This window comes from Thalassospira sp. MCCC 1A02898, assembly GCF_001618185.1.
Classification (GTDB): domain Bacteria; phylum Pseudomonadota; class Alphaproteobacteria; order Rhodospirillales; family Thalassospiraceae; genus Thalassospira; species Thalassospira tepidiphila.
In genome coordinates this window covers 322,427-345,106 of record NZ_LPXK01000011.1, presented here as the reverse complement: position 1 = coordinate 345,106, position 22,680 = coordinate 322,427, and the positions used below count along the sequence as shown (strand labels likewise).

Sequence of the window (22,680 nt, the reverse complement as noted above, 5' to 3'; positions counted from 1 at the left end):
CGTAAGACCTCGATCTTATTCTTCGGTCGCTGCTTCTTCTTCGCCTTCTTCGTCAGAAGATTCGTTCTCTTCCGAACGCAGAGCAGACGGCGCAGCAACGGTTGCGACCGTGAAGTCACGATCGGTAATCGTAAGCTCGACACCTTTCGGCAGTTTGATCGCCGAAATGTGGATCGAGTCACCAACTTCAACACCGGTCAGGTCAAAGACCAGCTCTTCCGGAATTGCAGACGGTGCGCAAAGAACTTCGACGTCGTGACGAACGATGTTCAGAACACCGCCTTTTTTGAGGCCCGGGGATTTCTCTTCGTTTACGAAGCGAACCGGAACTTCAACGTTGATCGTCTGGCCCTTGGAGAAGCGCAGGAAGTCAACGTGCAGAATTTCGTCAGATACTTTGTCGAACTGAACGTCGCGCGGCAGAACTTCGTATTTCTCTTTGCCAACCTGAACGGTCAGAACGTGGGAATAGAAGCCCGGCGCATGCAGAAGTTTCCAAAGCGGACGCGGGTCAACCTGGAACAGAACAGCTTCCTGTTTTGCACCATAGATAACACCAGGGACCATACCGGCACGACGCACGGCACGGGCGGCCCCCTTTCCGGCCCGTTCACGGATTTCCGCATTGATAACAGAATTTGCCATCGGAAAATCTCCTTGAACTAAAAGTAGTTTGTCCCCGCAGGTTGGTGAGAATCACCGCTGAAAGCCTGCGAAAACAAGTGCGGTGGCCTCCAGGGGTGCCACCGCAGCGAGGGCCTTATACCCTCAATCGAAAAGAACGGAAACAGATTTTTCTTCCGAAATGCGGCGGATGGCTTCTGCCATCAGCGGTGCAATCGGAAGCTGTCTGATTTTTCCACAATCACGCACCGCATCGGATGCCTTGATCGAGTCACTGGTCACAACTTCGGTCATCGGGGAGTTGGCAATACGCTCAACCGCCGGACCCGACAGAACACCATGCGAAACATAGGCCGCAACCGACGATGCACCGCGTTCTTTCAGCGCACCGGCTGCATTGCAAAGCGTGCCAGCAGAATCAACGATGTCATCGACCAGGATGCATGCCGCGTCCTTGACGTCACCAATGACGTTCATGACTTCGGAAACACCGGCCTGCGGACGACGTTTGTCGATGATGGCAAGTTCCGCATCCAGACGTTTTGCAACCGAACGCGCACGGGCCACACCGCCAACGTCCGGGCTGACGATGACCAGTTTCTGGCCGTCAAACTTGTTGCGGATGTCGCTGGTCAGAACCGGCGATGCAAACAGGTTATCAAGCGGAATATCAAAGAAGCCCTGAATCTGACCGGCATGGAGATCCATGGTCAGAACGCGGTCTGCACCGGCAACCGTGATCAGGTTGGCAACCAGTTTCGCCGAAATCGGGGTACGGGGGCCCGATTTACGGTCCTGACGGGCATAGCCGAAATACGGCATCACAGCCGTGATACGACGTGCCGAACCGCGGCGCAGCGCATCAAGCATCACCAGCAGTTCCATCAGGTTGTCGTTTGCGGGATAAGAGGTGCTCTGAATGACAAAAACGTCCTCACCGCGGACGTTTTCCTGTATTTCGCACCAGATTTCCTCATCAGAGAAACGCTTAACATCTGCACGGGTAAGCGGCAGATTAAGATGGTCAGCAATTGCCTCAGCCAACGGGCGGTTACTGTTACCAGCGAGGATCTTCATATCGGGGCCTCGGTTAATGGGTGCCGGGAAAGCGAATAACTAAATCTTTTGCGACTCCGACCCGAACAGATAGCCGTCCCTAGCCTTTTGTTGCCCTTGCCGCCCAACAGCCCGGAAACTGGGAATTTCCCGACCAATCAACGACGCCTTCACGACACTCAAAGACCAAATCCTGACACTTCTGCATACCGGCAGATCGCGGCGGCTTTATAACCAGCCGTTAACAGTCTGTAAATGGGCCCAATGCCGAATAACGACAAGGCAGTCATGCATGTCCGGCCCATCGGCCTCTGGCATCACCGATCACAACGGCAATCAACGCGCCAAAGCTGTCCTGTTATCGGGACGCAGTTGAAGCTTCTTGCTGGTTGCGATCTGTCCCAGAACACCTTCAAGGGTTTCGACCGCCGCCTGCGCAGCAAGGGACGCCACCGACCCCCATCTTTCATCAAGCTGGCCGCGCGGCACGACATTGTTCTGGTTCATCTGGCCCAGTTCCGTGCCATCGACTTCCATGATGATCCATTCAATCGATACACGATCCAGCGGTGTGGTGGTTTCTTCCCTAACCGGGCTGACATCAATGGTGGCAGACAGGATGACACTGTTTTCATCCATCTCGCGGTTATCCACCGTGATTCCGCGCGCCTTCAACAACGCGCCTGCGGACCGTGCCAGGGCTGTATTGCCATCGCCCGGCGCACCGGCAAAATCAATCAGGGCGACCTTCATAAGCGGCGCTGCCCGTAACGAAGACCGATCACCGGTAATCATGAAGGCAATCTGATCGGCGGGTTGGGCGACCAGCCCTTCATAGGTTTTTGCCACCGGGTCCTCGGCCTTGCCTTCAAGTTCGCGGACTTTATCAACCAACTCCTTCGGGATGGCGAGGTTGCTTTCCTCGGGCCCGATGGGTTGATCGGCAAACCACTGATCGGCGGCCAGTTCGCCGGTCGACCGGGTGGTATCAATCGCAAGCCCGTCCGGGCGCATCAGAACCCAGGTGATATCAAGATCGGCACCGGTATCACTCAGGCTGGCCTGAACATTCGGGCGCAGGATGTAATCGCCGCCCGTCTCAGATTCGCTATAGGCCGGAATATCACGCAGACGAAGGGCACGCGCCATCGCACGCGCCAGATGGGCAGATGCCCCTTCGGGCAGGTCTTCGGTATTTTCCACGCGCACAGTGCCGGTATCACGCAGTTCAAGCAATGCCGGATCCCCGGCCCGACCTGCCCCCTCGAACGGGCGCGGCAAATCGCCACAGGCCGCAAGCAACCCAGCCAGACCAATAAACAAAACAACAGAACGCAGGAAAGACTTCATAGGGGCACTTCTAAAACGGGATTTACGCCATCACATGATGACGCAACCAACCATGGTCGCGATGATCATAAAGAAAAAAAGCATTATCAGATGTGGCATGGCATATCCCCCGGGGTCCGCATAAGCACCCTACGCCTCTGTCAACATGATCGCCGAAAGCTGCCGACCGTAATCGGGCTCCTTGCGAAGCGTCGTGCGGCGATAGCTGTAAAAAAGATCTTCTTCGGCCAACGTATCGCGCGCCACAAGCTCGACCGAGGCAACCCCGGTGGCAATCGTCCGCCGCCGGACATATTCTGGCAAATCAAACATGAAATGCCCGTCGCGCGACGACGGATCAAACAGGTCTTCCTGGCCTTCCGGTCCGGCAAGGATGGTATCGCGAAACGTGCCATCAACCTCATAGGATTTGCGCGCAATGCACGGCCCAACAGCGGCGTGAATGTTTTCGCGCTTGGCCCCCAGTTTTTCCATCGCATCGACCGTGCTGGCCGACACCCCGCAATGCGACCCGCGCCAGCCGGAATGACAGGCCCCGATCACACCGGCCACCGGATCATGAAACAGAACCGGCGTGCAATCAGCAGTCAGGATACCCAACATGATGTTCGGGCGATCTGTGACCATCGCGTCGGCCTTTGGCGCCTCGTCGCGCGAAAGCGGCTTGTCCAGAACGGCCACATCAATGCCATGCACCTGATACACCGTCGTCAGACGATCCGGGCTGGTGTCAAACGCGGATGCGGCACGGGCCCGGTTTTCAGCGACGCGGTCTTTGTCGTCATCGGATCCGAAACCGACATTCAGCCCGCCGTGGATACCATCACTGACCCCGCCCTTGCGGCTCAGGAACCCGTGGCGCAGGCCGTCCTTGTCCGACAGGTTCCCGGCTTCAAACCAGGTCAGCCCGTTGGTGCTGCGTTCGATCCCGTTGGTAACCTGGCTGATCGGATGTGTCATGCTGGCCTGCTCCGTTCCCAAAACCGTTCCGGTCGCAATCAATTTAGCCCGCCACGCCACTGACGCAAGGCGGCGGGGTGGTATCGCAACCATACGCGATCAGAACTTTAAAAAGCGTTCCCATCTGATCGGCATCGATCAACCGCGACAACGCCTGATCAATTGCGGTTTTCTGGGCGTCATCGGCACTGGTTTTCAAATGCTCGGCCCGCTGTTCAATGCCCAGCATCCGCAAAAACGTCCCTTGGGTTAGAACCGCACCGGTACGCGCACCCGCCTCGTTCATCGCCCGCCCGATGGCGGCAAAATCAACATGCGCGGTCAGATCGGCATCGCCCGGATCGCTCAAAACCGGATGATATTCATGGCCCTTGAGCGCCTGGAAAGTATCGCCAAACGCGCTGCCGGGATGGCCGTAATCAATAAACAGCGCCCCGCCACCCGTCTCGTTCAGACGCCGGGCGATTTGATCGGCAATGGCAATTGCGGGCGCACAGCTTTCAAAGATATCACCCTTTTTTGCGGCCCCGCGCATGGTGACCGGGATCAGCGCATCCGTGATCGGCGTTTCAGCACCTCGGACAAAGCCAAGTTCGCCGGTTTTGGCATCAAGCCCGACCAAACGCTCGGCCCAGCCTTTCTCGCCGCGCTCGAACTGACGGATTGGCAGTGCGTCAAAGAACTCGTTGCCAATCACAATCGCCGGGACGTTGGCGCGGGTCGGAATGTCATCAAACGTTTCATGCCAAGTGGCGGGAATACCGTACGCCATGATCGATGTTTGTTGATGGGTGCGCAAAACCGGGCTGGTTTCAACAAACCGCACGGTCAGGGCATCGCCAATGCCCGGCACATAGCGCACGGCACGCAGCGCGTCCGACATCAATGTTCCACGACCCGGCCCCAATTCGATCAGATCGATTTTCGGCGGGCTGCCCATCTGTTGCCAGGTGACCGCCGCCCAAAGGCCGATCAGTTCGCCAAACATCTGACTGACTTCCGGTGCGGTGATGAAATCACCAGCGCGCCCGAACGGGTCCTGCTTGCGGTAATAGCCGTGCTCAGGATGGGCCAGTGCCTCGGTCATGAAATCGGCAATGGTGATCGGTCCCGATACATTGATCCGGCGTTTGATATGGGCCAAAAGCGGGCTGTCGGTCGCAGAAGTCATAATTACGCGTTTTCGGCTTCTTTGGGGTGAATGCGGGTTTCAATCGGTTTGGATTTCAACGCATAGATAATGCAACCAATCCCGGCCAGCACCATCGGGATCGACAGGACCTGCCCCATGGTAATGCCCCCAGCAAGGTAACCAAGCTGCGCATCAGGCTGGCGGAAGAATTCGACGATGATGCGCGAAATGCCATAGCCCGCGACAAACGTCCCGCCAAGGATCCCCGGACGATGGCGCACGAACGCCTTACGCGACAGGATAAACAGCACAACAAACAGGATCAGGCCTTCAAGGGCTGCTTCATAAAGCTGGCTTGGATGGCGCGGCTCCGGACCGCCATTGGGGAATACGAAGCCCCACGCAACGTCAGTGGTGCGGCCATACAATTCGCCATTGATGAAATTGGCGATTCGGCCAAAGAACAAACCAATCGGGGTCGCCACCGCGGCGGCATCCAGCACGGCAAGAATGGAAATATTGCGCTTTCTGGCAAACAGAATGATCGCAACAATTACGCCCATGAACCCGCCATGGAACGCCATTCCGCCCTGCCAGACCTTCAGGATATTGGCCGGGTTATCCAGATAATAATCCAGATTGTAAAACAGGATGTAACCCAACCGCCCGCCAAGGATCACGCCAAGTGTTGCCCAGAACAGCAAATCATCAACATCGCGTTTGCTCATGATGTTGGGCGTTTTGGTGCAGTAATAAACCACATATTTCCAACCCAGCAGCAGACCGGCAATATAAGCCAGCGCATACCAGCGAATGGCAATCGGGCCGATGGAAATCGCAATCGGGTCTATCGCCGGAAAGGCAAGGCTCAGCATCTGGAATACTCCGGATCAGCAGATTGGGTTTGATGATAAGACTGCTTTGAGGTCGCAAAGGAGTTGGGCAGCATCATGGCAAACCCCACCCCGAACCATGCAGGCGACACTCAGCGGAACGGATCCTCGGTCGCAAGATAATCCTGCACATAGGACCGCACGCCTTCTTCAAGCGATGTCATTTCCTTGCCATACCCCGCTTCGCGCAGCTTGGTCATATTGGCTTCGGTGAAATACTGGTACTTGTCGCGGATCGCCTCAGGCGTCGGCACGAACTTGATATCGGGCTCCTTGCCCATGGCGCTAAACACTGCCAGTGCCAGATCCTTGAAACTGCGCGCCTTGCCTGTGCCGATATTGAAAAGATCGCTGACCTGCGGGTTGTCATAAAGCCACATGATGATATCGACGACATCACCGACCCAGACGAAGTCACGCAACTGACCTCCATCTTCGTAATCGGGGTGATGCGATTTAAACAGGGTTGCGGTCTCGCCCTTTGAAAGCTTGTCAAACAGTTGCGACACCACGGACCGCATGCCGCCCTTATGGTATTCGTTCGGGCCATAGACGTTAAAGAACTTAAGCCCCGCCCATTGTTTGGGCCGGAAACCGTTCTGATCGAGAATACGGCGGAACCGGCGATCGGTGGCATGCTTGGACCAGCCATAGGCATTGAGCGGTGCCAGCTTTGCCAGATCGGCTTCATCAAAGCTGTCATCAAAGCCCTGCTTGCCATCGCCGTACGTTGCCGCCGACGATGCATAAATCAGGCGCGATGAGTGGCGCGAACACCATTCCCACAGCCAGGCCGTCAGTTTCAGGTTGTTGACGACGATCTTGTCGGCATCGGTTTCCGTGGTCGCGGAAATCGCGCCCATATGGAAAATCGCCTCGACATTGCCGGCATGCTCTTCAAGGAAATGCGGCAGTTCATCGGGATGAACAATGTCACGCAGGTTCCGCTTGGCGATGTTTTTCCATTTGATGCCATCGCGCAGGCGATCAACGACAACAATGTCGGTTTCGCCACGCTCTTCAAGGGCAGCAACAATATTGGAACCGATAAACCCGGCACCACCAGTGACGATAAGCATTACATTCTCCTGACGGGGCCGCCCTGCCCCGATGGGCCAAGGCGACTGATCACGTTTGTCGACACTTTATAAGACCGCCCCTGATCTGGAGCAAGAAAAGCCATGCAAAATAACGCTATCGTCACGTCCACTTCATGACGTGCGGCTTGCCCTGAGCCGATGATGCGCCATATTATGCCCAACAACAGTTTAAAAAAGCCGGAGACCACTATGCAGATCAACAACCGCATTCTCGATGACCTGACCCGTGTCACCAATTCCGCATTGGGCACCATGACCGGTGTCAAAGGCGAAGTAGATGCCATGATCCGCCAGCAGTTTGAAAAGATCCTGCTCAACATGGATCTGGTCACCCGCGAGGAATATGACGTCGTGCACGATGTTGCTGTGCGTGCCGCCGAACGCATCGATGCGCTCGAAGCCAAGATTGCCGATCTTGAAAAGCGTCTTGATGCTGCCGAGCCGGCCAAGAAACCGGCCGCCAAACGCAGCACCACCAAGGCTGCCCCAAAAGCCGCCCCCAAAACGGCGGCAAAAAAAGACGCCTGATCGGGGCAACTATCCCCATATAATTCCCATATATGCGAAATGACGCGGGCGTTTTATGCGCCTGCGCCAACATTTGCTGTCACAAGCAGGGCCGCTTGACGGTCGATCAGATGGACCGGGCAAACAGGCCGGGTGACAATGATCCGAATATTCATTGCTGTCCTGCGCGCAGCAGCGGTTGAAACAAAGCGTTCACCGGCATATAGTGCGCGCCCTTTCGCACATGCTTGAACAGGCTGGGTATTAATGAACGACCAAATGGAAGATATCGGCGACATCGGCGATGAAAACCCGCTGATCCTGGTCGAGGATATCGCCCGCACCAACCAGTGGCATCTGGAACGCCGCAGCTCGGATGAGATTGTGGTCGAAATTCCGGCCCACTGGTGCACCTATCTGGTCTATTTCACCTGGCGTGAAGATGCCGAGGCGCTTCATATCGCCTGCTGCTTTGATCTGTTCGTGCCCGAACCGCTGCGCCCGCGCATCTACGAACTGGTTGCGAAATGTAACGAACAACTCTGGATCGGGCATTTCGGTTTGTGGCTGGAAGAAAACATGCCGCTGTTCCGCCATACCCTGCTGTTTGGCGGCGATGTCCCGCCGATGGTCGAACAGTTTGAAGAACTGATCGATATCGCGCTTTCGGAATGCGAACGTTTCTTCCCGGCGTTTAACTTTGTCCTTGGCCAGGGGAAAACCCCGGACGAAGCCTTGATGCACGCGATGCTCGAACCTGCTGGTCAGGCCTGATCACATCAACCCATCCAACCTGCCAAGGACGGCCTCATCGCCGTCCTTTGTCTTTTTCGGCTGATTTTTTTTTGGTCTTTGCCGCCAGACGCCAACTCAACACAAATCCTGCAAACCAGCTTTCCCGGCCGCCTTTCACAACAGAAAATTCCGCAAAGCCGCCGCTGGCCCGCCATAACATCCTAATCAAGGCTAACAGCCTGCAAACACGGACTGTTTGCACGCCCCTCTTGCCCTCTGCGCTGACTTGACCCACCTTGAGAAGATCGCTACGGCATTGCATCATGTGCGTTGATCCCCCACGATCAACCAAACCCGATGGATAAAGCGGAGCAGAATTTATGAATACGCGTCTTTTGCTGGTTGGCTGTGGCAAGATGGGCAGTGCCATGCTGGAAGGCTGGCTGGCCCGCGGGCTTCAGGCATCGAACGTCTTTATCGTTGAACAGACCGAAACGGCTGAAAAGCTTGAAGCGCAATACGGCATCAATGGCGTTCCCGACATTGACCACATACGCGAAGACTTCATTCCGCAGGTTGTGCTGTTTGCCGTCAAGCCACAGGTCCTGCCCGATCTGATTGACGCCTATAAACCGCTGGTGCGCGCCGAAACGGTCTTTTTGTCCGTCGCAGCAGGCAAAACCATCGACTTCTTCACAAGCCACCTTGGCGAACATGCCCGCATCGTGCGCGCCATGCCCAACACACCGGCTGCCGTCTCGCGCGGTATGACCGTGATGTGCCCGACCGAAAATGTCAGCATCGCCCAACGGGATATGTGTCAGACCCTGCTTGAAGCCGTCGGCATGGTGTCCTGGATCGAGGATGAAAGCCTGATGGATGCCGTCACTGGCCTGTCGGGCAGCGGGCCTGCCTATATCTTCCATCTGGTCGAAGCCATGGCGCAGGCGGGCGAGGCCGCCGGCCTTCCGGCCGATCAGGCAATGACCCTTGCCCGTCAAACTGTGGTCGGTGCGGGCTTCCTGCTTGATGCCAGCGAAGAAAGTGCCGCAACGCTTCGCGAAAATGTCACAAGCCCCGGCGGTACGACGGCGGCCGCACTCAACGTTCTGATGGATCCGAAAACCGGCCTGCCCGATTTGATGACACGCGCGGTCGCCGCCGCCCGTGATCGGTCCAAGGAACTGGCGGGCTAACACCGCCCGTCACGCAAGACACCCAACCCAAGGAGAACGTCATGCCACCCAAAAAGGATATCCCCAATCTCCTGATCGATGCGGCCCTGAAAACGGCCGCAGAAAAGGACTGGCATGATGTCACCCTGATTGATATCGCCACCGAAGCCGGCGTTTCGGTTGCCGAATGTTACGACCATTGCAGCAGCAAGGGCGATCTTCTGCGTCGCTTTGTCAAACGCGTTGACCGCGAAGTCTTGGCCGACATCGACTCTGAGGATTTCAACGAACCCGGTCATGACCGCCTGATTGCGGTGATCATGGCACGGTTTGATATCCTCTCTGATTACCGCCCGGCACTGCGATCGATCATCAATGCCGGCGGGGACCTTGGCCCGGCCGACGGGCTGCGGGCATTCAAGACCCATTTTGGCGCCATGCGCTGGATGCTGGAGGCCGCCGGTTTTCAGACAGCCGGCCTGCATGGCAGCATGCGGGTTGCCGGCCTGACCGCCGTTTACGCCAAGACCTTCAAACACTGGCTTGATGATGACAGCACCGATTTTGGCCCGACCATGGCCTATCTTGATCGCGAACTTTCCAAGGCCGCCAATTGGGACCGTCAGGTTGAAAAGGGTCTTGGCAAAGCATCATCGATTTGTGGTAAAATCAGGAAGCGGTGCCGGAATTTTTCGATCAAAAAATCACCGTCTAAGGGTGACAACAGCCCTGCCGATGCACCATCAGATCAGGCGACGTCAACCACGGCCAATACCTAATTCCCTGATCTGAAACGCAAAAACCGGCTATACACTCAAGGTTATGATTTTGACATAAAACAATAACCTATAAGTTTTTGTGCAGTGCAAAATAATCCTTGACGACAGGCGATCATTCCGGCATATTGCAGTTGAATTTGTGCGGCGCACAATAGCGCCTCATTGCATATCTGTCGCAAACTAATGGAGTGCAAACCATGACCGCCGCAAAAAAGGCAACCAATCCGTTCTTTGATCTCGACTTCACCAAATACACTGCGGATTTCAAAGTTCCGGGTGTAGACGTGAACGAAATGATGGCTTTCCAGCGTAAAAACGTGGAAGCCCTCACCAAAGCCAACAAGGTGGCCTTCGACGGTTTCCAGGCTGTCGCTCAGCGCCAGAGCGAGATCTTCAAAACGCTGCTGGATAAAGTTCAGACCCAGGGCAAAGATTTCGCTGCTACTTCCGCTGACGACCCGATGGCTTCGGCTGCAAAACAGACCGAAGCTGCAAAAACGGCTTACGAAGAAGCCCTTGCAAATGCCAAGGAACTGTCAGGTCTGGTAACCAAGTCCCAGGAAGAAGCGCTTGCTCTTCTGCAGACTCGCTTTACCGAATCCCTTGACGAATTCAAAGCTGCTATCGAAAAGACCGCAGCTTCGAAATAACAGCTTTGGCTGTTAAATTCCCGTAATCTACTTGATGGCAGGGCCTTATGGTCCTGCCATTTTTCTTTTGTGGCCCCTGTCCCCAATCACGCGTTTTTGCTCAAACTCCGGAATTCATATCGGGTTGATGGTTTGGGCTTACCAGAAACATTCGATCTTACTAAGCTGACTCCAAATTAAGGAGACAGCCATGAGTACTGAAATCAGTTTTGATGATTTCCTGAAAGTCGATATCCGGGTCGGCACCGTGATCGACGCACAGGAATTTCCCGAGGCCCGCCGCCCAGCGTTGAAGCTCTGGGTCGATTTCGGGCCCGAGATCGGGACAAAGAAAACATCTGCCCAGATCACCAAACACTACACACCCGAAAAGCTGATCGGCCGTCAGGTCGCCGGTGTGGTCAATTTCCCCAAAAAGCAGGTCGGCCCCTTCATGTCGGAATTCCTCTGCCTTGGTTTTCCCGACGGGGATGACGACAAGGGGATTGTCCTGATCCGCCCGGATCAGGATGTGCCAAACGGGTCGCGCCTGTTTTAGAGCACGTCGCGTTAGGCACAAAAGAAAAGGACGGATATCGTCATTGCGATACCCGCCCTTTTCCCGCTCGTGTCACGCTCCCGGCAGGGTTAGCGTGCCAAAATTCCCGATGCTTCACGCGTTCGGCCAACGATCAGGGGAATGCCTTCTGATGCCTTGATCATGTCGTTGAACGAATGCTGGGATGCCTCAAGGGAAGTCTGTACGCCGCGCATCTCGCTGCTGACCTGATGGGTGATTTCAGCTTGCTGTGAAACAGCCAGCGACACCACCGCCACCCGACTGAGCATCGCCTTAAGATCCCCCCGGACAGCTGTCGAAACACGTGCGGTTTCACCGACGCATTTTTCCAAAACTTCGATCTGCTCAATAATGGCGGGATCATCGCGTGCGCAGTCGCGCAATACATCAAGTGCCTTTTCAATCGATGCAATCGCCCCGTCACTTTCGATTGCATGATCGAATGCGTGATCGGCAACCGATCGCAGCTCGGTCATGCGTTGGGCTGTTTCATCCACACTGCTGACAAGCCGTCCGGTAACCATCGCACTGACTTCCAGATGCGCATGCGCCTGACGCCATGACGCCGCAACATCCTCGTAAAGCTGGTCAAGCTTGCCAACGGTCTGATCAATTTCGTCGAAACCGGCTTCAAGTGTCGATTTCAAATTAGCCAGTGACGTGACCTGTTCGGTAATATCGCTAGCAAGTTTGACGATCTTGCACACTTTCCCGTCGGCCCCGTAAACCGGGCTATAGCTTGCTTCAAACCAGACCTCGCGACCGTCCTTGCCAAAACGCTTGAACTGGCAGGCCCTGTTTTTGCCCTTTGCCAGCGACCGCCAGAATGTACGGTACTCGGCACTCGCGGCATAATCGGGATCAACAAACATGCTGTGATGTTTGCCTGCCACTTCCGACAGGCTGTAACCCATGGCGACGAGGAAATTGTAATTGGCTGTGAGGATGTTGCCCTTGGTGTCGAACTCAATCACGGCCTGACTATGTTCAACCGCGTCCACTTTGCCTTGCAGGTCGGCCAAACTGTCATGACGCTTGGTAACATCAACGCCAAGCCGGACGATGCGGATTACCTTGCCATTGCGGCCTCTCACCGGACCGACAGTTTCTTCAACCCACTTGCGCTCCCCGGTCTTTGTGATCCACGGCAATATGACACTTTTGGATTTACCGGCCCGCAAATCAACCCAACACAGACCGTACTCGGCCGCCTCAACCACATCGTCCGACAAAAACATCGAATGATGTCGGCCGAGAACCTCTTCTTCGTCATATCCGGTCAATGCAAGGAAATTGTCATTTACACTGATGACATTGCCCGTCAGGTCCAGCTCCGCAACAGAAAACGATGCGTCAATCAAGCCGAAAACGTCATCGAACTCATCGGCGGTTTCAACAGTTATGGATGTCAGTGAATTCATGGACAACTCCGGCATATCGCAACTACGCTAAACGGGTTCATTTGATGTGCCGACTATCGCCCGGCCATGACCGATACGACATCCCCATTTGGGGAGGGTGAATATACTTATGTATATATTTTGGTATAAATTTCATAGCAATGCACACACAAACAAAAAGAGGCAGAATGCAAAAGCATCCTGCCTCTTCTGTTCAAAATGGTCTGAGCTTTGGTCTGGAAGCCCTTAGCGCGCAAGCACCAGTGCTGCCTCTCGGGTCCGCCCGACACTGCCCGATACGATCGAGGACGCATCGCGGATAAAGTTCACGCTGCTTGCGAACTGCTCAACAGAGTTCGCCATGCTCTGCATGTTGCTTGAAACCTGCTGGGTCACAGCGCTCTGTTCCTCGACGGCCGAGGAAATCGTGGTGACATTGTTCAGCACATCTTCAACTTCAGTCCGGATGGAACCCAGCACGCCAGCAACTTCGCCAGCAATGTTCTGGACACCTTCGATCTCGCCAGTAATCTGCTCGGTGGCCTTGGCAACCTGATTGGCCAGGTTTTTGACTTCATTGGCGACAACCGCAAAGCCTTTGCCTGCTTCGCCAGCACGGGCGGATTCAATCGTCGCGTTGAGTGCCAGCAAATTGATCTGCCCTGCGATACCCTGAATGACATCAATGATGCTGCTCATGGCGGTGACGACTTCGCTCATTTTCTCAGTTGATGCGCCTGCGGCAATGGATTTTTCAAACACCTGATCGGTTGATGCGCGTGCCTCTGCCATACTGCGAGAAATCTCGGCAATAGATGCAGCAAGCTCTTCAGCCGCCGCAGCAACTGTTTGCACATTCGAAGATGTTTCTTCACAGCTCGAATGCGCAACCGTGGAACGCTGTTCCAGCTCACCCAGGCTCTGGTCAATGTCGCCAAAGTTGCTGTCGATCATCTGCTTCAGGTCGGTCAGAAGTTTGACCTGTTCTGTGATGTCGCTGGCATATTTCACCACCTTGTACGGCACGCCGTCGGCATCAAAGATCGGGTTATAGGATGCCTCGATCCAGATTTCCTTGCCCCCCTTGGCAAATCGTTTGAATTGCTGCGAGGTAAAGTTGCCTTTGGCGAGTTCGCGCCAGAAATCGACGTAGTCACGGCTATTTGCATAATCAGGATCAACAAACATGCGATGGTGTTTACCGACAATTTCCGAAAGCTGATAGCCCATCACGGACAGGAAGTTGTCATTCGCATCAAGGATATTACCGTTCAGGTCAAACTCAATCACAGCCTGACTGCGATTAATCGCATTCACCTTGCCTTCGAAATCGGCCATGGTTTCCTGACGCTTGGTGATGTCCGAGGCAAATTTCACAATCTTGGTAACATTGCCCTTGCTGTCGCGCACCGGGTTATAGGTTGCCTCGATCCAGACACGTCCGCCGGTCTTGGTGATGCGCGGGAATGCGGCACTTTTGAAGAAACCCTTGCGCAAATCAGACCAAAAGGCGTCGTAATCCGGACTCTTGCGAATTTCCTCGGGCACGAACATTGCGTGATGCTTTCCGACGATCTCGGAAAGCTCATAACCCATAACATCAAGGAAATTCTTGTTCGCGCGCAGGATCTTGCCCTGCAGATCAAATTCAATGACCGCAAGTGATTGCTCAAGCGCATCCAAAGTCATGGCAGCACTCTGGGAACCGGAACGTTTGAAAATATTGAGAAAGCCCATTTTTGTCTCCATTGACACCGCACCAGGACATTGAACAAGTTTCCAAACCTGACGCTTCATGAGCTCAAATTACGCGACTGCGAAAATTCCAAACATCCCCATTTGGGGAGGCATATATACCTACGCATACAACCTGGTATAATTCCCGGATCTCATCCAAACAAAAAAGGCAGCACCCGACGGATGCTGCCTTCTGATCTCTCGGCCAAAATGTGGCTGGATGCTTATTTCTCGACGAACGCCTTTTCGATGACGAAGTGGCCCGGTTCGTTCATGTTGCCTTCCTTGCCACCCCACTCAAGAAGCATCTTGCGGGTATCGGCAATCATCTGCGGGTTGCCGCACAGCATGAAACGATCGTTTTCAAGTGTCGGCTTTTCCAGACCAAGGTCGTCATAAAGCTTGCCCGATTCCATCAGTTCGGTGATACGGCCCTGATGCTTGAACTCTTCGCGGGTGACGGTCGGATAATACAGAAGCTTGTTCTGAACATCTTCGCCGAAGAATTCGTTGTTCGGCAGTTCGCTGTGAATGAATTCCTGATAGGCCAGCTCGCGCACTTCGCGGCAACCATGCACCAGGATCACCTTCTCATAGCGCTCATAGGTCTCGTAATCGCGGATTACGCTCATGAACGGTGCGAGGCCCGTACCGGTCGACAGCAGCCACAGGTTCTTGCCCGGCAAAAGGTTGTCGTGGATCAGGGTTCCGGTCGGCTTGCGCCCGACCAGGATCTTGTCGCCAACCTTGATGTGCTGCAAACGTGATGTCAGCGGACCGTTCGGCACCTTGATCGAGAAGAATTCAAGTTCTTCATCATAATTCGCACTGACCATCGAATAGGCGCGCAAAAGCGGCTTGCCATCAACTTCGAGGCCGATCATGGCGAACTGACCATTGATGAATCGGAAGCCCGGATCACGGGTGGTCTTGAACGTGAAGAGTGTGTCAGTCCAGTGGTGGACATAGGTGACGGTTTCTTCGTTTAAATTGCTGGCCATAACGCTACATCAATCCGTTTCGTCTGTCTGAGTGTGGAACCGTGGCGGGAAACACGGAGTATATATCCCGGCACGCATTCCATGCCAAGTTGCCGCGATTTAACATCAATCAAGCGTATATCGCAAGCAAACAATCAAAATTTATTGTCATTTTGTGTGAATTACATAATTTTATGTATATTTAGTGTGAAATACCCTTTTGCGAACCACCCGCCCCTGAAACGAATTGGTCCCACGCCAACCAATCTCTGTGCGGTTTGATAAGCCCGCCTGCCGCTTGATGCAATGACACATCGCAATGAATGCGGGCGATGTTGGTGGGTAATGGCTCGTCTCTCACGTCTCTGTGTGCACCGGCGTTTGGCCTTGTCGCACAGATCAACGCTTCATAAGATCAGGCTTTACCCATAAACAAAAACAATCAGGAAGCGCCATGTCGTCGAAAAAGCCTCTGACCACAGACTTCATTCCAATTCCGCTGCCCGACTATCGCGAATATGACGTGGAAGAAATGCGCGCACGCGCCAAAGGTTTTTACGACGACATCAAAACCCGCCATACCGTGCGCGATTTCTCTGACCGCCCCGTGCCACGCGACATTATTGAAACCTGCATCCGTGCTGCGGGCACCGCACCAAACGGGGCAAACCATCAACCATGGCACTTCTCGGTGATTGGCGATCCGGCGATGAAACGCAAAATCCGTCTGGCGGCAGAGGAAGAAGAACGCGCTTTTTATGAAGGACGCGCTGGCGAAGAATGGCTCGATGCCCTCAAACCGCTGGGCACAGATGACGCCAAACCGTTTCTGGAAACGGCCCCGTGGCTGATCTGCATTTTTGGTGAACGCAAAAGCACATCAGCCGACGGCAAACTTCGCAAAAACTATTACGTGCCGGAATCCGTCTCGATCGCGACGGGCTTCCTGATTGCTGCCCTGCACCGCGCCGGCCTTGCCACCCTGACCCACACGCCAAACCCGATGAGCTTCCTGACCGATATCTGCGGCCGCCCGGATCACAACAAGCCATATATCCTGCTGGTCACCGGCTATCCGGCGGCGGATGCCACCATCCCGGCCCACGCCACCGAGAAAAAGGACCTCTCGGAAATCGCGACCTTCTTTTGATCACCCGCACCGCTCAAACAAAAAGCCCCGCCGTTCAATGGCGGGGCTTTTGCAATTTAATGTGTAGACCTTAATGCCCGATTGGCAGAACCAGCCGCACACGAAGCCCACCGCCCGGCGCATCTTCAAGCAAGACCTCGCCGCCGTGACCACGTGCGGAATCACGTGCGATGGTCATACCAAGCCCGACGCCGCCGGTCGCCTGATTGCGCGACTCTTCAAGACGGTAAAACGGCTTGAAGACCTCTTCACGTTTGTCGGCCGGAATGCCCGGTCCGTCATCGTCAAAGACAATCTCGTAATCCTGCCCCCGACGCCCGGCACGCACCGACAGGTTTGTCGCATACCGCCCGGCATTGGACATGATGTTTGCGATACAGCGCTTCATCGATTGCGGGCGCAGCTCCATCTCTAGGCTATCTTCAATATGAAGATCAATCTGCTGACCATCGCGCAACGCCTCGCCAACCTGATCGGTCAGAAGCTTGCCAATATCGGTCAGAACCGCCTTTTCACCCTCTTCGCCGCGCGCAAATGCCAGATAGGCATCGACCATGCGCTCCATGTCGATGACATCCTGTTTCAGGGCATCAACACCGGGCGAGCTTTGCTGCATGGCAAGTTCAAGCTTCATGCGGGTCAAGGGCGTGCGCAAATCATGCGACACCCCGGCAAGCAAGGCTGTTCGTTGCGACAAATGCCGCCCGATGCGATCACGCATCGACATAAACGATGTCGCCGCCATCCGCACCTCGGCCGCGCCTTCGGGCTTGAAGTTATCCACATCAACCCCGCGCCCGAACTGATCAGCCGCCTTTGCCAGACGTCGGATCGGACGCACCTGATTGCGCATGAAGATCACCGCCACCCCATACAGGATCAATGCCGATCCCGCGATCCACATAAAGAAGATATAGGTGGTCGAGTTATACAGGCGCTTGCGCGGGGCAATGATCGACATCACCCCGTCTTTCAACTGGACGCGGATTTCAAGTTTGCGGTCATCAAGGTCAAGATCAAAGAAGAACGGCCGCTGCAGGCGTTCATCCAGGGCGACATACAGTTCCTCGGACACCAAACCAAACGGCGGCTCAGTAATCTGACGCTCAAGGATCGCGTCACGCTCGAAAAACAGGTCGAGTTCCATGCGAGCGCGTGCCGTGTTCTGAATCCACTCGTAATGGTCCGGATCAGGATACTGGCCCAGATAGTCGATCACGAAAACCACATCACCGGCAAGCCCCCGACTTAGTTGGCGGGCAACCGTATCCCAGTGCCGTTCAAAGAAGATCAGCACCGTAACGATCTGCAACAGCAGCATCGGCGTCATCAGGATCAGAAGCGACCGGCCCAAAAGCCCCGTCGGCATCAATGACTTGATCCGTCCGTTCTGTTCGCTACCCACGCTGCTTATCCCTGTCCGTTTTCATGGTCGCTCATCTTGCGTTCCTCAATCCGTATACAGGACATAGCCCTGACCACGTACTGTCTGCAAGTATCTTGGTTGCTTGGGGTCTTCTTCGAATTTGCGCCTAAGGCGGGTAACCTGCACATCAATGCTGCGCGACGCGCTAGGATCAATGGCATTGCCGCTGATCATGCCCTGAAGTTGCTCGCGTGATGTAGTTTGACCGCGGCGTTTGACAAGCGCTGCCAGCAAGGCCTGCTCTGCCGTCGTCAGATAGATATGCTCATCGCCGCGTTGCAGGATCATGCGTGTCATATCAAACCGGAATGCGCCAAAGGATGCCGAATTGTCAGATGCGTCCGGCGATCCTGAGTTTTCCGGTTCGGGCAACTCGCCATAGCGACGCAGGATTGCCTCAATGCGAAGCACCAGTTCGCGCGGCTCAAACGGCTTGGCCAAATAGTCATCCACCCCTGCTTCAAGACCTGCGATACGGTCCTCGGTCTCGGACAGTGCGGTAAGCAGCAGGATCGGAACCTTTGATCCGCTTTCACGCAGGCTGCGCGCCAGATCAACGCCCTTTTCGCCGGGCATCAGAACGTCAAGAACGATCAGATCAAACTGCAATCCCGCAAGGCTGGCACGCGCAGTAGCAGCATCTCGTGCGGCAGATACGTTAAAGCCGTTCTCGCCCAGATAGCGGGTAAGAAGGTCACGCAAACGGTCATCATCATCGACCACAAGAACATGTGGCTGATCAGCACCGGTCATCGGATTTCCCTGGGTTCAGGATCGCTGGAGAACAATTTGGCTGCAAAGTCTTTCAAAAGCGTAAGCATGACGACGTCAAAATTATGACAGATCCGACACCCGCCTCATCCGGCACGGCGGCGCAGGCCACCGGGGCCATCATCCTCGAACCGTTTACGGTCCTTTTCATCCATCATGCCCATCATGACCTTGCGGAACCCCTCGACCGATTCTGCACCTGCCTCGCGATAGGCCGCCGCAATCAGGGCTCTTTGCTGTTCGGTCAGCTCGCGTTCAAGCGCCTCGCCCTTTTCAGTCAGGGTTAGCAAACGCTGACGGCGGTCCTGCACACCGGTCTTTTGTTCGATGAAACCTTCGCGCACCAATTGACCCAGCACGCGCGACAAGGACTGCTTGGTGATCTTGAGAATCGACAACAGGTCACTGACCGTAATTCCGGGGTTGCGGCTCACGAAATAGATGACCCGATGGTGGGCGCGACCAAAATTATATTGCGCAAGCATCTGGTCCGCGACTTCGGTGAAATCACGGTAGGCATAGAACAGCAATTCAATGCCTTGCCTAAGCTCTTCTTCCCGCAGGAAAAGAGGGTTGACCTTGCGTGTAGAGATATCTGCCATGCTTATCCGTTATGTCAGTTATATTGACACATTAATCTATGAATGTTACCCCGACCAGACAAATAAGGACATAAAGTTACGTCCAGGAACGTTCTTGAAATGGAATTTGGCAAATGACAGCTCCGACCTTTGATAACCGTGATGGTTATATCTGGTATAATGGTGAACTTAAACCATGGCGTGAAAGCACTTTGCATGTGCTGAGCCACGCTGTCCATTACGGGAGTGCGGTTTTTGAGGGCGAACGTTCCTATAACGGCAAGGTCTTCAAGCTGGCCGAGCATGGCGAACGCCTGATCAAGTCCGGCGAAATCCTGGACATGAAAATCCCCTATAGCGCCGCAGAACTCGATGATGCCGTCATCGAAACGCTGGCAGCAAACGACATTACCGATGGCTATATTCGTCGTATTGCCTGGCGCGGCAGTGAAATGATGGGCGTTTCGGCCCAGACCACGCGCATCAATGTCGCCATCGCCTGCTGGGAATGGCCAAGCTACTTCAAGCCCGAAGAACGCCTGAAAGGCATTCGTCTGGATCTGTCGAAATGGGCACGCCCGGCACCGAATACCGCACCGACCAATGCAAAGGCCGCAGGTCTTTACATGATCTGCACCCTGTCCAAGCACGAGGCAGAGCGCAAAGGCTATGCCGATGCCCTTATGCTCGACTACCGTGGTCAGGTTGCCGAGGCCACCGGTGCCAACGTGTTCTTTATCAAGGACGGTCAGATCCATACGCCGAAGCCTGATTGCTTCCTGGATGGCATTACCCGCCGTACCGTGATTGGCCTTGCCAAGGCGCGCGGCTATGAGGTGATTGAACGCGCGATCATGCCTGAGGAAATGGAAGGCTTTGAAGAATGCTTCCTGACCGGCACCGCGGCCGAGGTCACGCCGGTGGCGGAAATCGGGCAATATACCTTCACCCCGGGTCAGGTCTGCAAGACCATGATGGAAGACTATATGGCGCTGGTGCGCGGTGAAAATACGGCTGTCGCCGCTGAATGATTTTTTTGAATAATCAGATCGATTATTCACATTTTTTGAAAAACACCCCGGATGTTTCACACCGGGGTGTTTTTTATTGAATTTTGTCGCATGACAAAATTTTACCCGGCAAAGGATGTAATCGGGTGTGCGCGTCCTCACATTGTGGCAATCACCACCAAAATCATCGTGACCGGACACCGCATGAGCCCCCAGACTGGTGCCAACAGGCCAGCAGACACAACCAGAACCGGCATTCTCGTTGCCCTGATTGCTGCGCTTTGCACGTTTGCTGATTTTGGCAGCAACAGCGCAGACGCCACAGAAACCATCGACATCCGCTTTCCGGTGCGCGAAAGCGAGTTTGATACGGTTTTTTCCTGCCAGAATGACAGCAATCCGGACTGCCGGTCCTGCCTTGCCGATCGCCCCGACAGTGCGTCGCTGGTGATGTATTCCATCTTGCAGGAAGCGCTGAATGCCGGGGGGCTTGCCGCCCGGGTACAGATCGTGCCATCGCCCAATTCCGAACGCAGCCGCAAGATGGTCAGCGAAGGCTTTGCCGATATCAAATCGGACTGGGACTTTAATATCGATGCGGATCCTGAAGTCTTGAAATCACTGCCTATCCTGCGCCGGGGCGAGGTGGAGAAAGGTATTTACGTCAGTCAGGATACCTTCGTGCTCGGCAGTGATACACCTGTTTCCGATGTGCATCACATGAGTGCGGTGTCCATTCGCACCTGGCGACTGGATTGGGAAGTGCTTGAAAGTCTGGCCCCTGCAAGCCTGACCAGTGCCGCCACCAAGGAGCAGATCTATGCGCTGATCAATGCCGGTCGGGCCGACTTTACCTTGCTGGAATTTTCCAGCGGGCCCGGCATGGTGCGCAGCAGTGACGGGATACGGTTATACCCGATGCCCGGCGTCAAGGTGATCCTGCCCGCCAGCCAGCATTTCATGATTTCGCGTCATCTGCCGGATGCCGAAAAGATCGTTGCGGCGCTCAATACCGGGATCGACGCACTGCACGCCAACGGGTTCATTCATCAGTGCCTGACAAATAGCGGCATCATCAATGAACAGGTCCGCGATTGGCGCATCCTGAACCCGACAGAAGACCAGGTCGCGCACCATAAAACCGTCCCGTCAAACTGAGCTTCCCCCGCCCGGTAGCAAACACGCCGTATTCCTTAAAGTATGAGGATTAAAAGTCGCCTGTTTTTCAGACGGATTAGCGGGATTGCCGCCCGTTGCCCGGCCGCCAGACAGACCACTGAAAAGGCGGAATATAAATCCTCATACAATTAAAAAGTGCGTCAGAGGCAATTCGGTGTTTCACAGCACTTTTGCGCCCGTGCCACAAAATGATCACATTGAAATCCGGAACGAAAAAACATCGCAGCCGTTGGTAAGGTGTAATGCCCGACACCAATGAAAGGAGCGACATTATGCCTGCGATTGATACCGCAAAGATCTTGATTCTTGCCACCGATGGCTATGAACGGTCTGAACTGCGTGTTCCGCTTGAAAAATTGTCAAACCACGGGGCGGACGTCAAAATCGCATCGCCCAAATCTGATCCGATCAAAAGCTGGGATAAAAGCGATTGGGGCGACACGGTCGATGTCGATGTCGAAGTCAAAGATGTCGATATCAAAGACTATGACGCGCTGGTCATCCCCGGCGGGCAGATCAACCCGGACCTGCTGCGCAATGACGAAGCGTCTGTCAGTCTGGTGCGCGAGTTTGTCGCATCGGGCAAACCGGTTGCCGCCATTTGCCACGGCCCGTGGCTTCTGATCGAGGCCGGAGCACTGCGTGATCGCCACGCAACGTCATTTGCATCAATCAAGACCGATATGCTCAATGCCGGTGCGCTTTGGCGCGACGAGGCTGTGGTCTGCGAGGACGGCATTGTGACGTCGCGTTCGCCACAGGATCTTGATGCCTTTGTCAGCAAAATCGTCGAGGAAGTCAGCGAAGGCACGCACCACCAGCGTGCGGCATAACACCGACCAAGACGGTCTAAACACACTCAAAGCAACGGACGGATGGCACAGGCCATCCGTCCGTTTTGTGTTTGTATCTTACCTTACCAATTT

The 22,680-nt window shown here is 54.8% G+C and carries 24 protein-coding genes; 10 read left to right on the top strand and 14 right to left on the bottom strand.

Annotated features, from left to right (window positions below):
- Nucleotides 1-15: 15 nt before the first annotated feature.
- The 7 genes from AUQ41_RS12605 to rfaD all read right to left on the bottom strand — a co-directional run bounded on the left by AUQ41_RS12605 (nucleotide 16) and on the right by rfaD (nucleotide 7,094).
- The gene (locus AUQ41_RS12605; RefSeq protein WP_063088723.1) at nucleotides 16-645 is read right to left on the bottom strand and encodes a 50S ribosomal protein L25/general stress protein Ctc; all 630 of its coding nucleotides are present in this window, start codon (nucleotides 643-645) and stop codon (nucleotides 16-18) included.
- Nucleotides 646-768: 123 nt separating this feature from the next.
- Nucleotides 769-1,701, bottom strand: a complete 933-nt coding sequence (locus AUQ41_RS12600; protein WP_063088722.1) for a ribose-phosphate pyrophosphokinase — start codon at nucleotides 1,699-1,701, stop codon at nucleotides 769-771.
- 315 nt (nucleotides 1,702-2,016) lie between these two features.
- Nucleotides 2,017-3,030, bottom strand: a complete 1,014-nt coding sequence (locus tag AUQ41_RS12595) for a hypothetical protein (RefSeq protein ID WP_063088721.1) — start codon at nucleotides 3,028-3,030, stop codon at nucleotides 2,017-2,019.
- A 129-nt stretch (nucleotides 3,031-3,159) separates the two neighbouring features.
- Nucleotides 3,160-3,990: a peptidoglycan editing factor PgeF gene (gene pgeF / locus AUQ41_RS12590; RefSeq protein WP_083952673.1), complete on the bottom strand. Its 831-nt coding sequence runs from the start codon at nucleotides 3,988-3,990 to the stop codon at nucleotides 3,160-3,162.
- 43 nt (nucleotides 3,991-4,033) lie between these two features.
- Nucleotides 4,034-5,161, bottom strand: a complete 1,128-nt coding sequence (locus AUQ41_RS12585; RefSeq protein WP_063088720.1) for a class I SAM-dependent methyltransferase — start codon at nucleotides 5,159-5,161, stop codon at nucleotides 4,034-4,036.
- 2 nt (nucleotides 5,162-5,163) lie between these two features.
- Entirely contained in the window at nucleotides 5,164-5,997 is an 834-nt protein-coding gene (lgt, locus tag AUQ41_RS12580; RefSeq protein WP_198155635.1) for a prolipoprotein diacylglyceryl transferase, read from the bottom strand.
- Nucleotides 5,998-6,107: 110 nt separating this feature from the next.
- Nucleotides 6,108-7,094: an ADP-glyceromanno-heptose 6-epimerase gene (gene rfaD, locus AUQ41_RS12575; protein ID WP_063088719.1), complete on the bottom strand. Its 987-nt coding sequence runs from the start codon at nucleotides 7,092-7,094 to the stop codon at nucleotides 6,108-6,110.
- A 210-nt stretch (nucleotides 7,095-7,304) separates the two neighbouring features.
- On the opposite strand from rfaD, the gene AUQ41_RS12570 reads away from it, so the two are divergent.
- Both AUQ41_RS12570 and AUQ41_RS12565 read left to right on the top strand, forming a co-directional pair.
- The gene (locus AUQ41_RS12570) at nucleotides 7,305-7,643 is read left to right on the top strand and encodes an accessory factor UbiK family protein (protein ID WP_064779702.1); all 339 of its coding nucleotides are present in this window, start codon (nucleotides 7,305-7,307) and stop codon (nucleotides 7,641-7,643) included.
- 246 nt (nucleotides 7,644-7,889) lie between these two features.
- Nucleotides 7,890-8,396 (top strand): YbjN domain-containing protein, encoded by a 507-nt coding sequence (locus AUQ41_RS12565; RefSeq protein WP_120224348.1) that lies wholly within the window; start codon nucleotides 7,890-7,892, stop codon nucleotides 8,394-8,396.
- Between the two features lie 34 nt (nucleotides 8,397-8,430).
- Here AUQ41_RS12565 and AUQ41_RS20725 read toward each other — a convergent pair whose 3' ends face one another.
- Nucleotides 8,431-8,682 carry a hypothetical protein gene (locus AUQ41_RS20725; RefSeq protein ID WP_143588661.1) on the bottom strand — a complete coding sequence of 84 codons (252 nt, stop codon included), beginning with the start codon at nucleotides 8,680-8,682 and terminating at the stop codon, nucleotides 8,431-8,433.
- 55 nt (nucleotides 8,683-8,737) lie between these two features.
- Here AUQ41_RS20725 and proC point away from each other — a divergent pair, with 55 nt between their 5' ends.
- The 4 genes from proC to AUQ41_RS12545 all read left to right on the top strand — a co-directional run bounded on the left by proC (nucleotide 8,738) and on the right by AUQ41_RS12545 (nucleotide 11,499).
- Nucleotides 8,738-9,553, top strand: coding sequence for a pyrroline-5-carboxylate reductase (gene proC, locus AUQ41_RS12560; RefSeq protein WP_063088718.1), 816 nt, complete (start codon nucleotides 8,738-8,740; stop codon nucleotides 9,551-9,553).
- A 41-nt stretch (nucleotides 9,554-9,594) separates the two neighbouring features.
- Complete coding sequence (locus AUQ41_RS12555) at nucleotides 9,595-10,311, top strand: TetR family transcriptional regulator (protein ID WP_063088717.1); 717 nt, start codon at nucleotides 9,595-9,597, stop codon at nucleotides 10,309-10,311.
- A gap of 197 nt (nucleotides 10,312-10,508) precedes the next feature.
- Nucleotides 10,509-10,961, top strand: coding sequence for a phasin family protein (locus AUQ41_RS12550; RefSeq protein WP_063088716.1), 453 nt, complete (start codon nucleotides 10,509-10,511; stop codon nucleotides 10,959-10,961).
- Nucleotides 10,962-11,151: 190 nt separating this feature from the next.
- Complete coding sequence (locus AUQ41_RS12545) at nucleotides 11,152-11,499, top strand: tRNA-binding protein (RefSeq protein WP_063088715.1); 348 nt, start codon at nucleotides 11,152-11,154, stop codon at nucleotides 11,497-11,499.
- Between the two features lie 89 nt (nucleotides 11,500-11,588).
- Here the strand turns inward: AUQ41_RS12545 and AUQ41_RS12540 are convergent, their stop codons facing one another.
- The 3 genes from AUQ41_RS12540 to AUQ41_RS12530 form a co-directional block, all read right to left on the bottom strand.
- The gene (locus tag AUQ41_RS12540) at nucleotides 11,589-12,941 is read right to left on the bottom strand and encodes a PAS domain S-box protein (protein WP_063088714.1); all 1,353 of its coding nucleotides are present in this window, start codon (nucleotides 12,939-12,941) and stop codon (nucleotides 11,589-11,591) included.
- A gap of 225 nt (nucleotides 12,942-13,166) precedes the next feature.
- A complete protein-coding gene (locus tag AUQ41_RS12535) occupies nucleotides 13,167-14,657 on the bottom strand; it encodes a PAS domain-containing methyl-accepting chemotaxis protein (RefSeq protein WP_063088713.1) in 1,491 nt (496 codons plus the stop codon).
- Between the two features lie 224 nt (nucleotides 14,658-14,881).
- Nucleotides 14,882-15,658, bottom strand: a complete 777-nt coding sequence (locus tag AUQ41_RS12530) for a ferredoxin--NADP reductase (protein WP_063088712.1) — start codon at nucleotides 15,656-15,658, stop codon at nucleotides 14,882-14,884.
- Nucleotides 15,659-16,091: 433 nt separating this feature from the next.
- Between AUQ41_RS12530 and AUQ41_RS12525 the strand changes: the two genes are divergently transcribed.
- Complete coding sequence (locus AUQ41_RS12525; protein ID WP_063088711.1) at nucleotides 16,092-16,787, top strand: nitroreductase family protein; 696 nt, start codon at nucleotides 16,092-16,094, stop codon at nucleotides 16,785-16,787.
- A 70-nt stretch (nucleotides 16,788-16,857) separates the two neighbouring features.
- On the opposite strand, the gene AUQ41_RS12520 is transcribed toward AUQ41_RS12525, so the two are convergent.
- From AUQ41_RS12520 to AUQ41_RS12510, 3 genes are all read right to left on the bottom strand, one after another.
- A complete protein-coding gene (locus AUQ41_RS12520) occupies nucleotides 16,858-18,192 on the bottom strand; it encodes an ATP-binding protein (RefSeq protein WP_231959610.1) in 1,335 nt (444 codons plus the stop codon).
- Between the two features lie 45 nt (nucleotides 18,193-18,237).
- The gene (locus tag AUQ41_RS12515) at nucleotides 18,238-18,966 is read right to left on the bottom strand and encodes a response regulator (RefSeq protein WP_063088710.1); all 729 of its coding nucleotides are present in this window, start codon (nucleotides 18,964-18,966) and stop codon (nucleotides 18,238-18,240) included.
- A 104-nt stretch (nucleotides 18,967-19,070) separates the two neighbouring features.
- Complete coding sequence (locus AUQ41_RS12510) at nucleotides 19,071-19,586, bottom strand: MarR family winged helix-turn-helix transcriptional regulator (protein WP_008889456.1); 516 nt, start codon at nucleotides 19,584-19,586, stop codon at nucleotides 19,071-19,073.
- Nucleotides 19,587-19,699: 113 nt separating this feature from the next.
- Here AUQ41_RS12510 and AUQ41_RS12505 point away from each other — a divergent pair, with 113 nt between their 5' ends.
- The 3 genes from AUQ41_RS12505 to AUQ41_RS12495 all read left to right on the top strand — a co-directional run bounded on the left by AUQ41_RS12505 (nucleotide 19,700) and on the right by AUQ41_RS12495 (nucleotide 22,587).
- Complete coding sequence (locus tag AUQ41_RS12505) at nucleotides 19,700-20,596, top strand: branched-chain amino acid aminotransferase (RefSeq protein ID WP_008889455.1); 897 nt, start codon at nucleotides 19,700-19,702, stop codon at nucleotides 20,594-20,596.
- 183 nt (nucleotides 20,597-20,779) lie between these two features.
- A complete protein-coding gene (locus tag AUQ41_RS12500) occupies nucleotides 20,780-21,733 on the top strand; it encodes a hypothetical protein (protein ID WP_143588662.1) in 954 nt (317 codons plus the stop codon).
- A 293-nt stretch (nucleotides 21,734-22,026) separates the two neighbouring features.
- On the top strand, nucleotides 22,027-22,587 hold the full coding sequence (locus AUQ41_RS12495) for a DJ-1/PfpI/YhbO family deglycase/protease (RefSeq protein WP_063088708.1): 561 nt from the start codon (nucleotides 22,027-22,029) through the stop codon (nucleotides 22,585-22,587).
- Nucleotides 22,588-22,680: the final 93 nt, after the last annotated feature.

Excerpts from the sequence above, each read along its gene's own strand:
- AUQ41_RS12605 (WP_063088723.1), bottom strand. The coding sequence starts at position 645 with ATGGCAAATTCTGTTATCAATGCGGAAATCCGTGAACGGGCCGGAAAG.
- AUQ41_RS12600 (WP_063088722.1), bottom strand. The coding sequence starts at position 1,701 with ATGAAGATCCTCGCTGGTAACAGTAACCGCCCGTTGGCTGAGGCAATT.
- AUQ41_RS12595 (WP_063088721.1), bottom strand. The coding sequence starts at position 3,030 with ATGAAGTCTTTCCTGCGTTCTGTTGTTTTGTTTATTGGTCTGGCTGGG.
- pgeF (WP_083952673.1), bottom strand. The coding sequence starts at position 3,990 with ATGACACATCCGATCAGCCAGGTTACCAACGGGATCGAACGCAGCACC.
- AUQ41_RS12585 (WP_063088720.1), bottom strand. The coding sequence starts at position 5,161 with ATGACTTCTGCGACCGACAGCCCGCTTTTGGCCCATATCAAACGCCGG.
- lgt (WP_198155635.1), bottom strand. The coding sequence starts at position 5,997 with ATGCTGAGCCTTGCCTTTCCGGCGATAGACCCGATTGCGATTTCCATC.
- rfaD (WP_063088719.1), bottom strand. The coding sequence starts at position 7,094 with ATGCTTATCGTCACTGGTGGTGCCGGGTTTATCGGTTCCAATATTGTT.
- AUQ41_RS12570 (WP_064779702.1), top strand. The coding sequence starts at position 7,305 with ATGCAGATCAACAACCGCATTCTCGATGACCTGACCCGTGTCACCAAT.
- AUQ41_RS12565 (WP_120224348.1), top strand. The coding sequence starts at position 7,890 with ATGAACGACCAAATGGAAGATATCGGCGACATCGGCGATGAAAACCCG.
- AUQ41_RS20725 (WP_143588661.1), bottom strand. The coding sequence starts at position 8,682 with ATGATGCAATGCCGTAGCGATCTTCTCAAGGTGGGTCAAGTCAGCGCA.
- proC (WP_063088718.1), top strand. The coding sequence starts at position 8,738 with ATGAATACGCGTCTTTTGCTGGTTGGCTGTGGCAAGATGGGCAGTGCC.
- AUQ41_RS12555 (WP_063088717.1), top strand. The coding sequence starts at position 9,595 with ATGCCACCCAAAAAGGATATCCCCAATCTCCTGATCGATGCGGCCCTG.
- AUQ41_RS12550 (WP_063088716.1), top strand. The coding sequence starts at position 10,509 with ATGACCGCCGCAAAAAAGGCAACCAATCCGTTCTTTGATCTCGACTTC.
- AUQ41_RS12545 (WP_063088715.1), top strand. The coding sequence starts at position 11,152 with ATGAGTACTGAAATCAGTTTTGATGATTTCCTGAAAGTCGATATCCGG.
- AUQ41_RS12540 (WP_063088714.1), bottom strand. The coding sequence starts at position 12,941 with ATGAATTCACTGACATCCATAACTGTTGAAACCGCCGATGAGTTCGAT.
- AUQ41_RS12535 (WP_063088713.1), bottom strand. The coding sequence starts at position 14,657 with ATGGGCTTTCTCAATATTTTCAAACGTTCCGGTTCCCAGAGTGCTGCC.
- AUQ41_RS12530 (WP_063088712.1), bottom strand. The coding sequence starts at position 15,658 with ATGGCCAGCAATTTAAACGAAGAAACCGTCACCTATGTCCACCACTGG.
- AUQ41_RS12525 (WP_063088711.1), top strand. The coding sequence starts at position 16,092 with ATGTCGTCGAAAAAGCCTCTGACCACAGACTTCATTCCAATTCCGCTG.
- AUQ41_RS12515 (WP_063088710.1), bottom strand. The coding sequence starts at position 18,966 with ATGACCGGTGCTGATCAGCCACATGTTCTTGTGGTCGATGATGATGAC.
- AUQ41_RS12510 (WP_008889456.1), bottom strand. The coding sequence starts at position 19,586 with ATGGCAGATATCTCTACACGCAAGGTCAACCCTCTTTTCCTGCGGGAA.
- AUQ41_RS12505 (WP_008889455.1), top strand. The coding sequence starts at position 19,700 with ATGACAGCTCCGACCTTTGATAACCGTGATGGTTATATCTGGTATAAT.
- AUQ41_RS12500 (WP_143588662.1), top strand. The coding sequence starts at position 20,780 with ATGAGCCCCCAGACTGGTGCCAACAGGCCAGCAGACACAACCAGAACC.
- AUQ41_RS12495 (WP_063088708.1), top strand. The coding sequence starts at position 22,027 with ATGCCTGCGATTGATACCGCAAAGATCTTGATTCTTGCCACCGATGGC.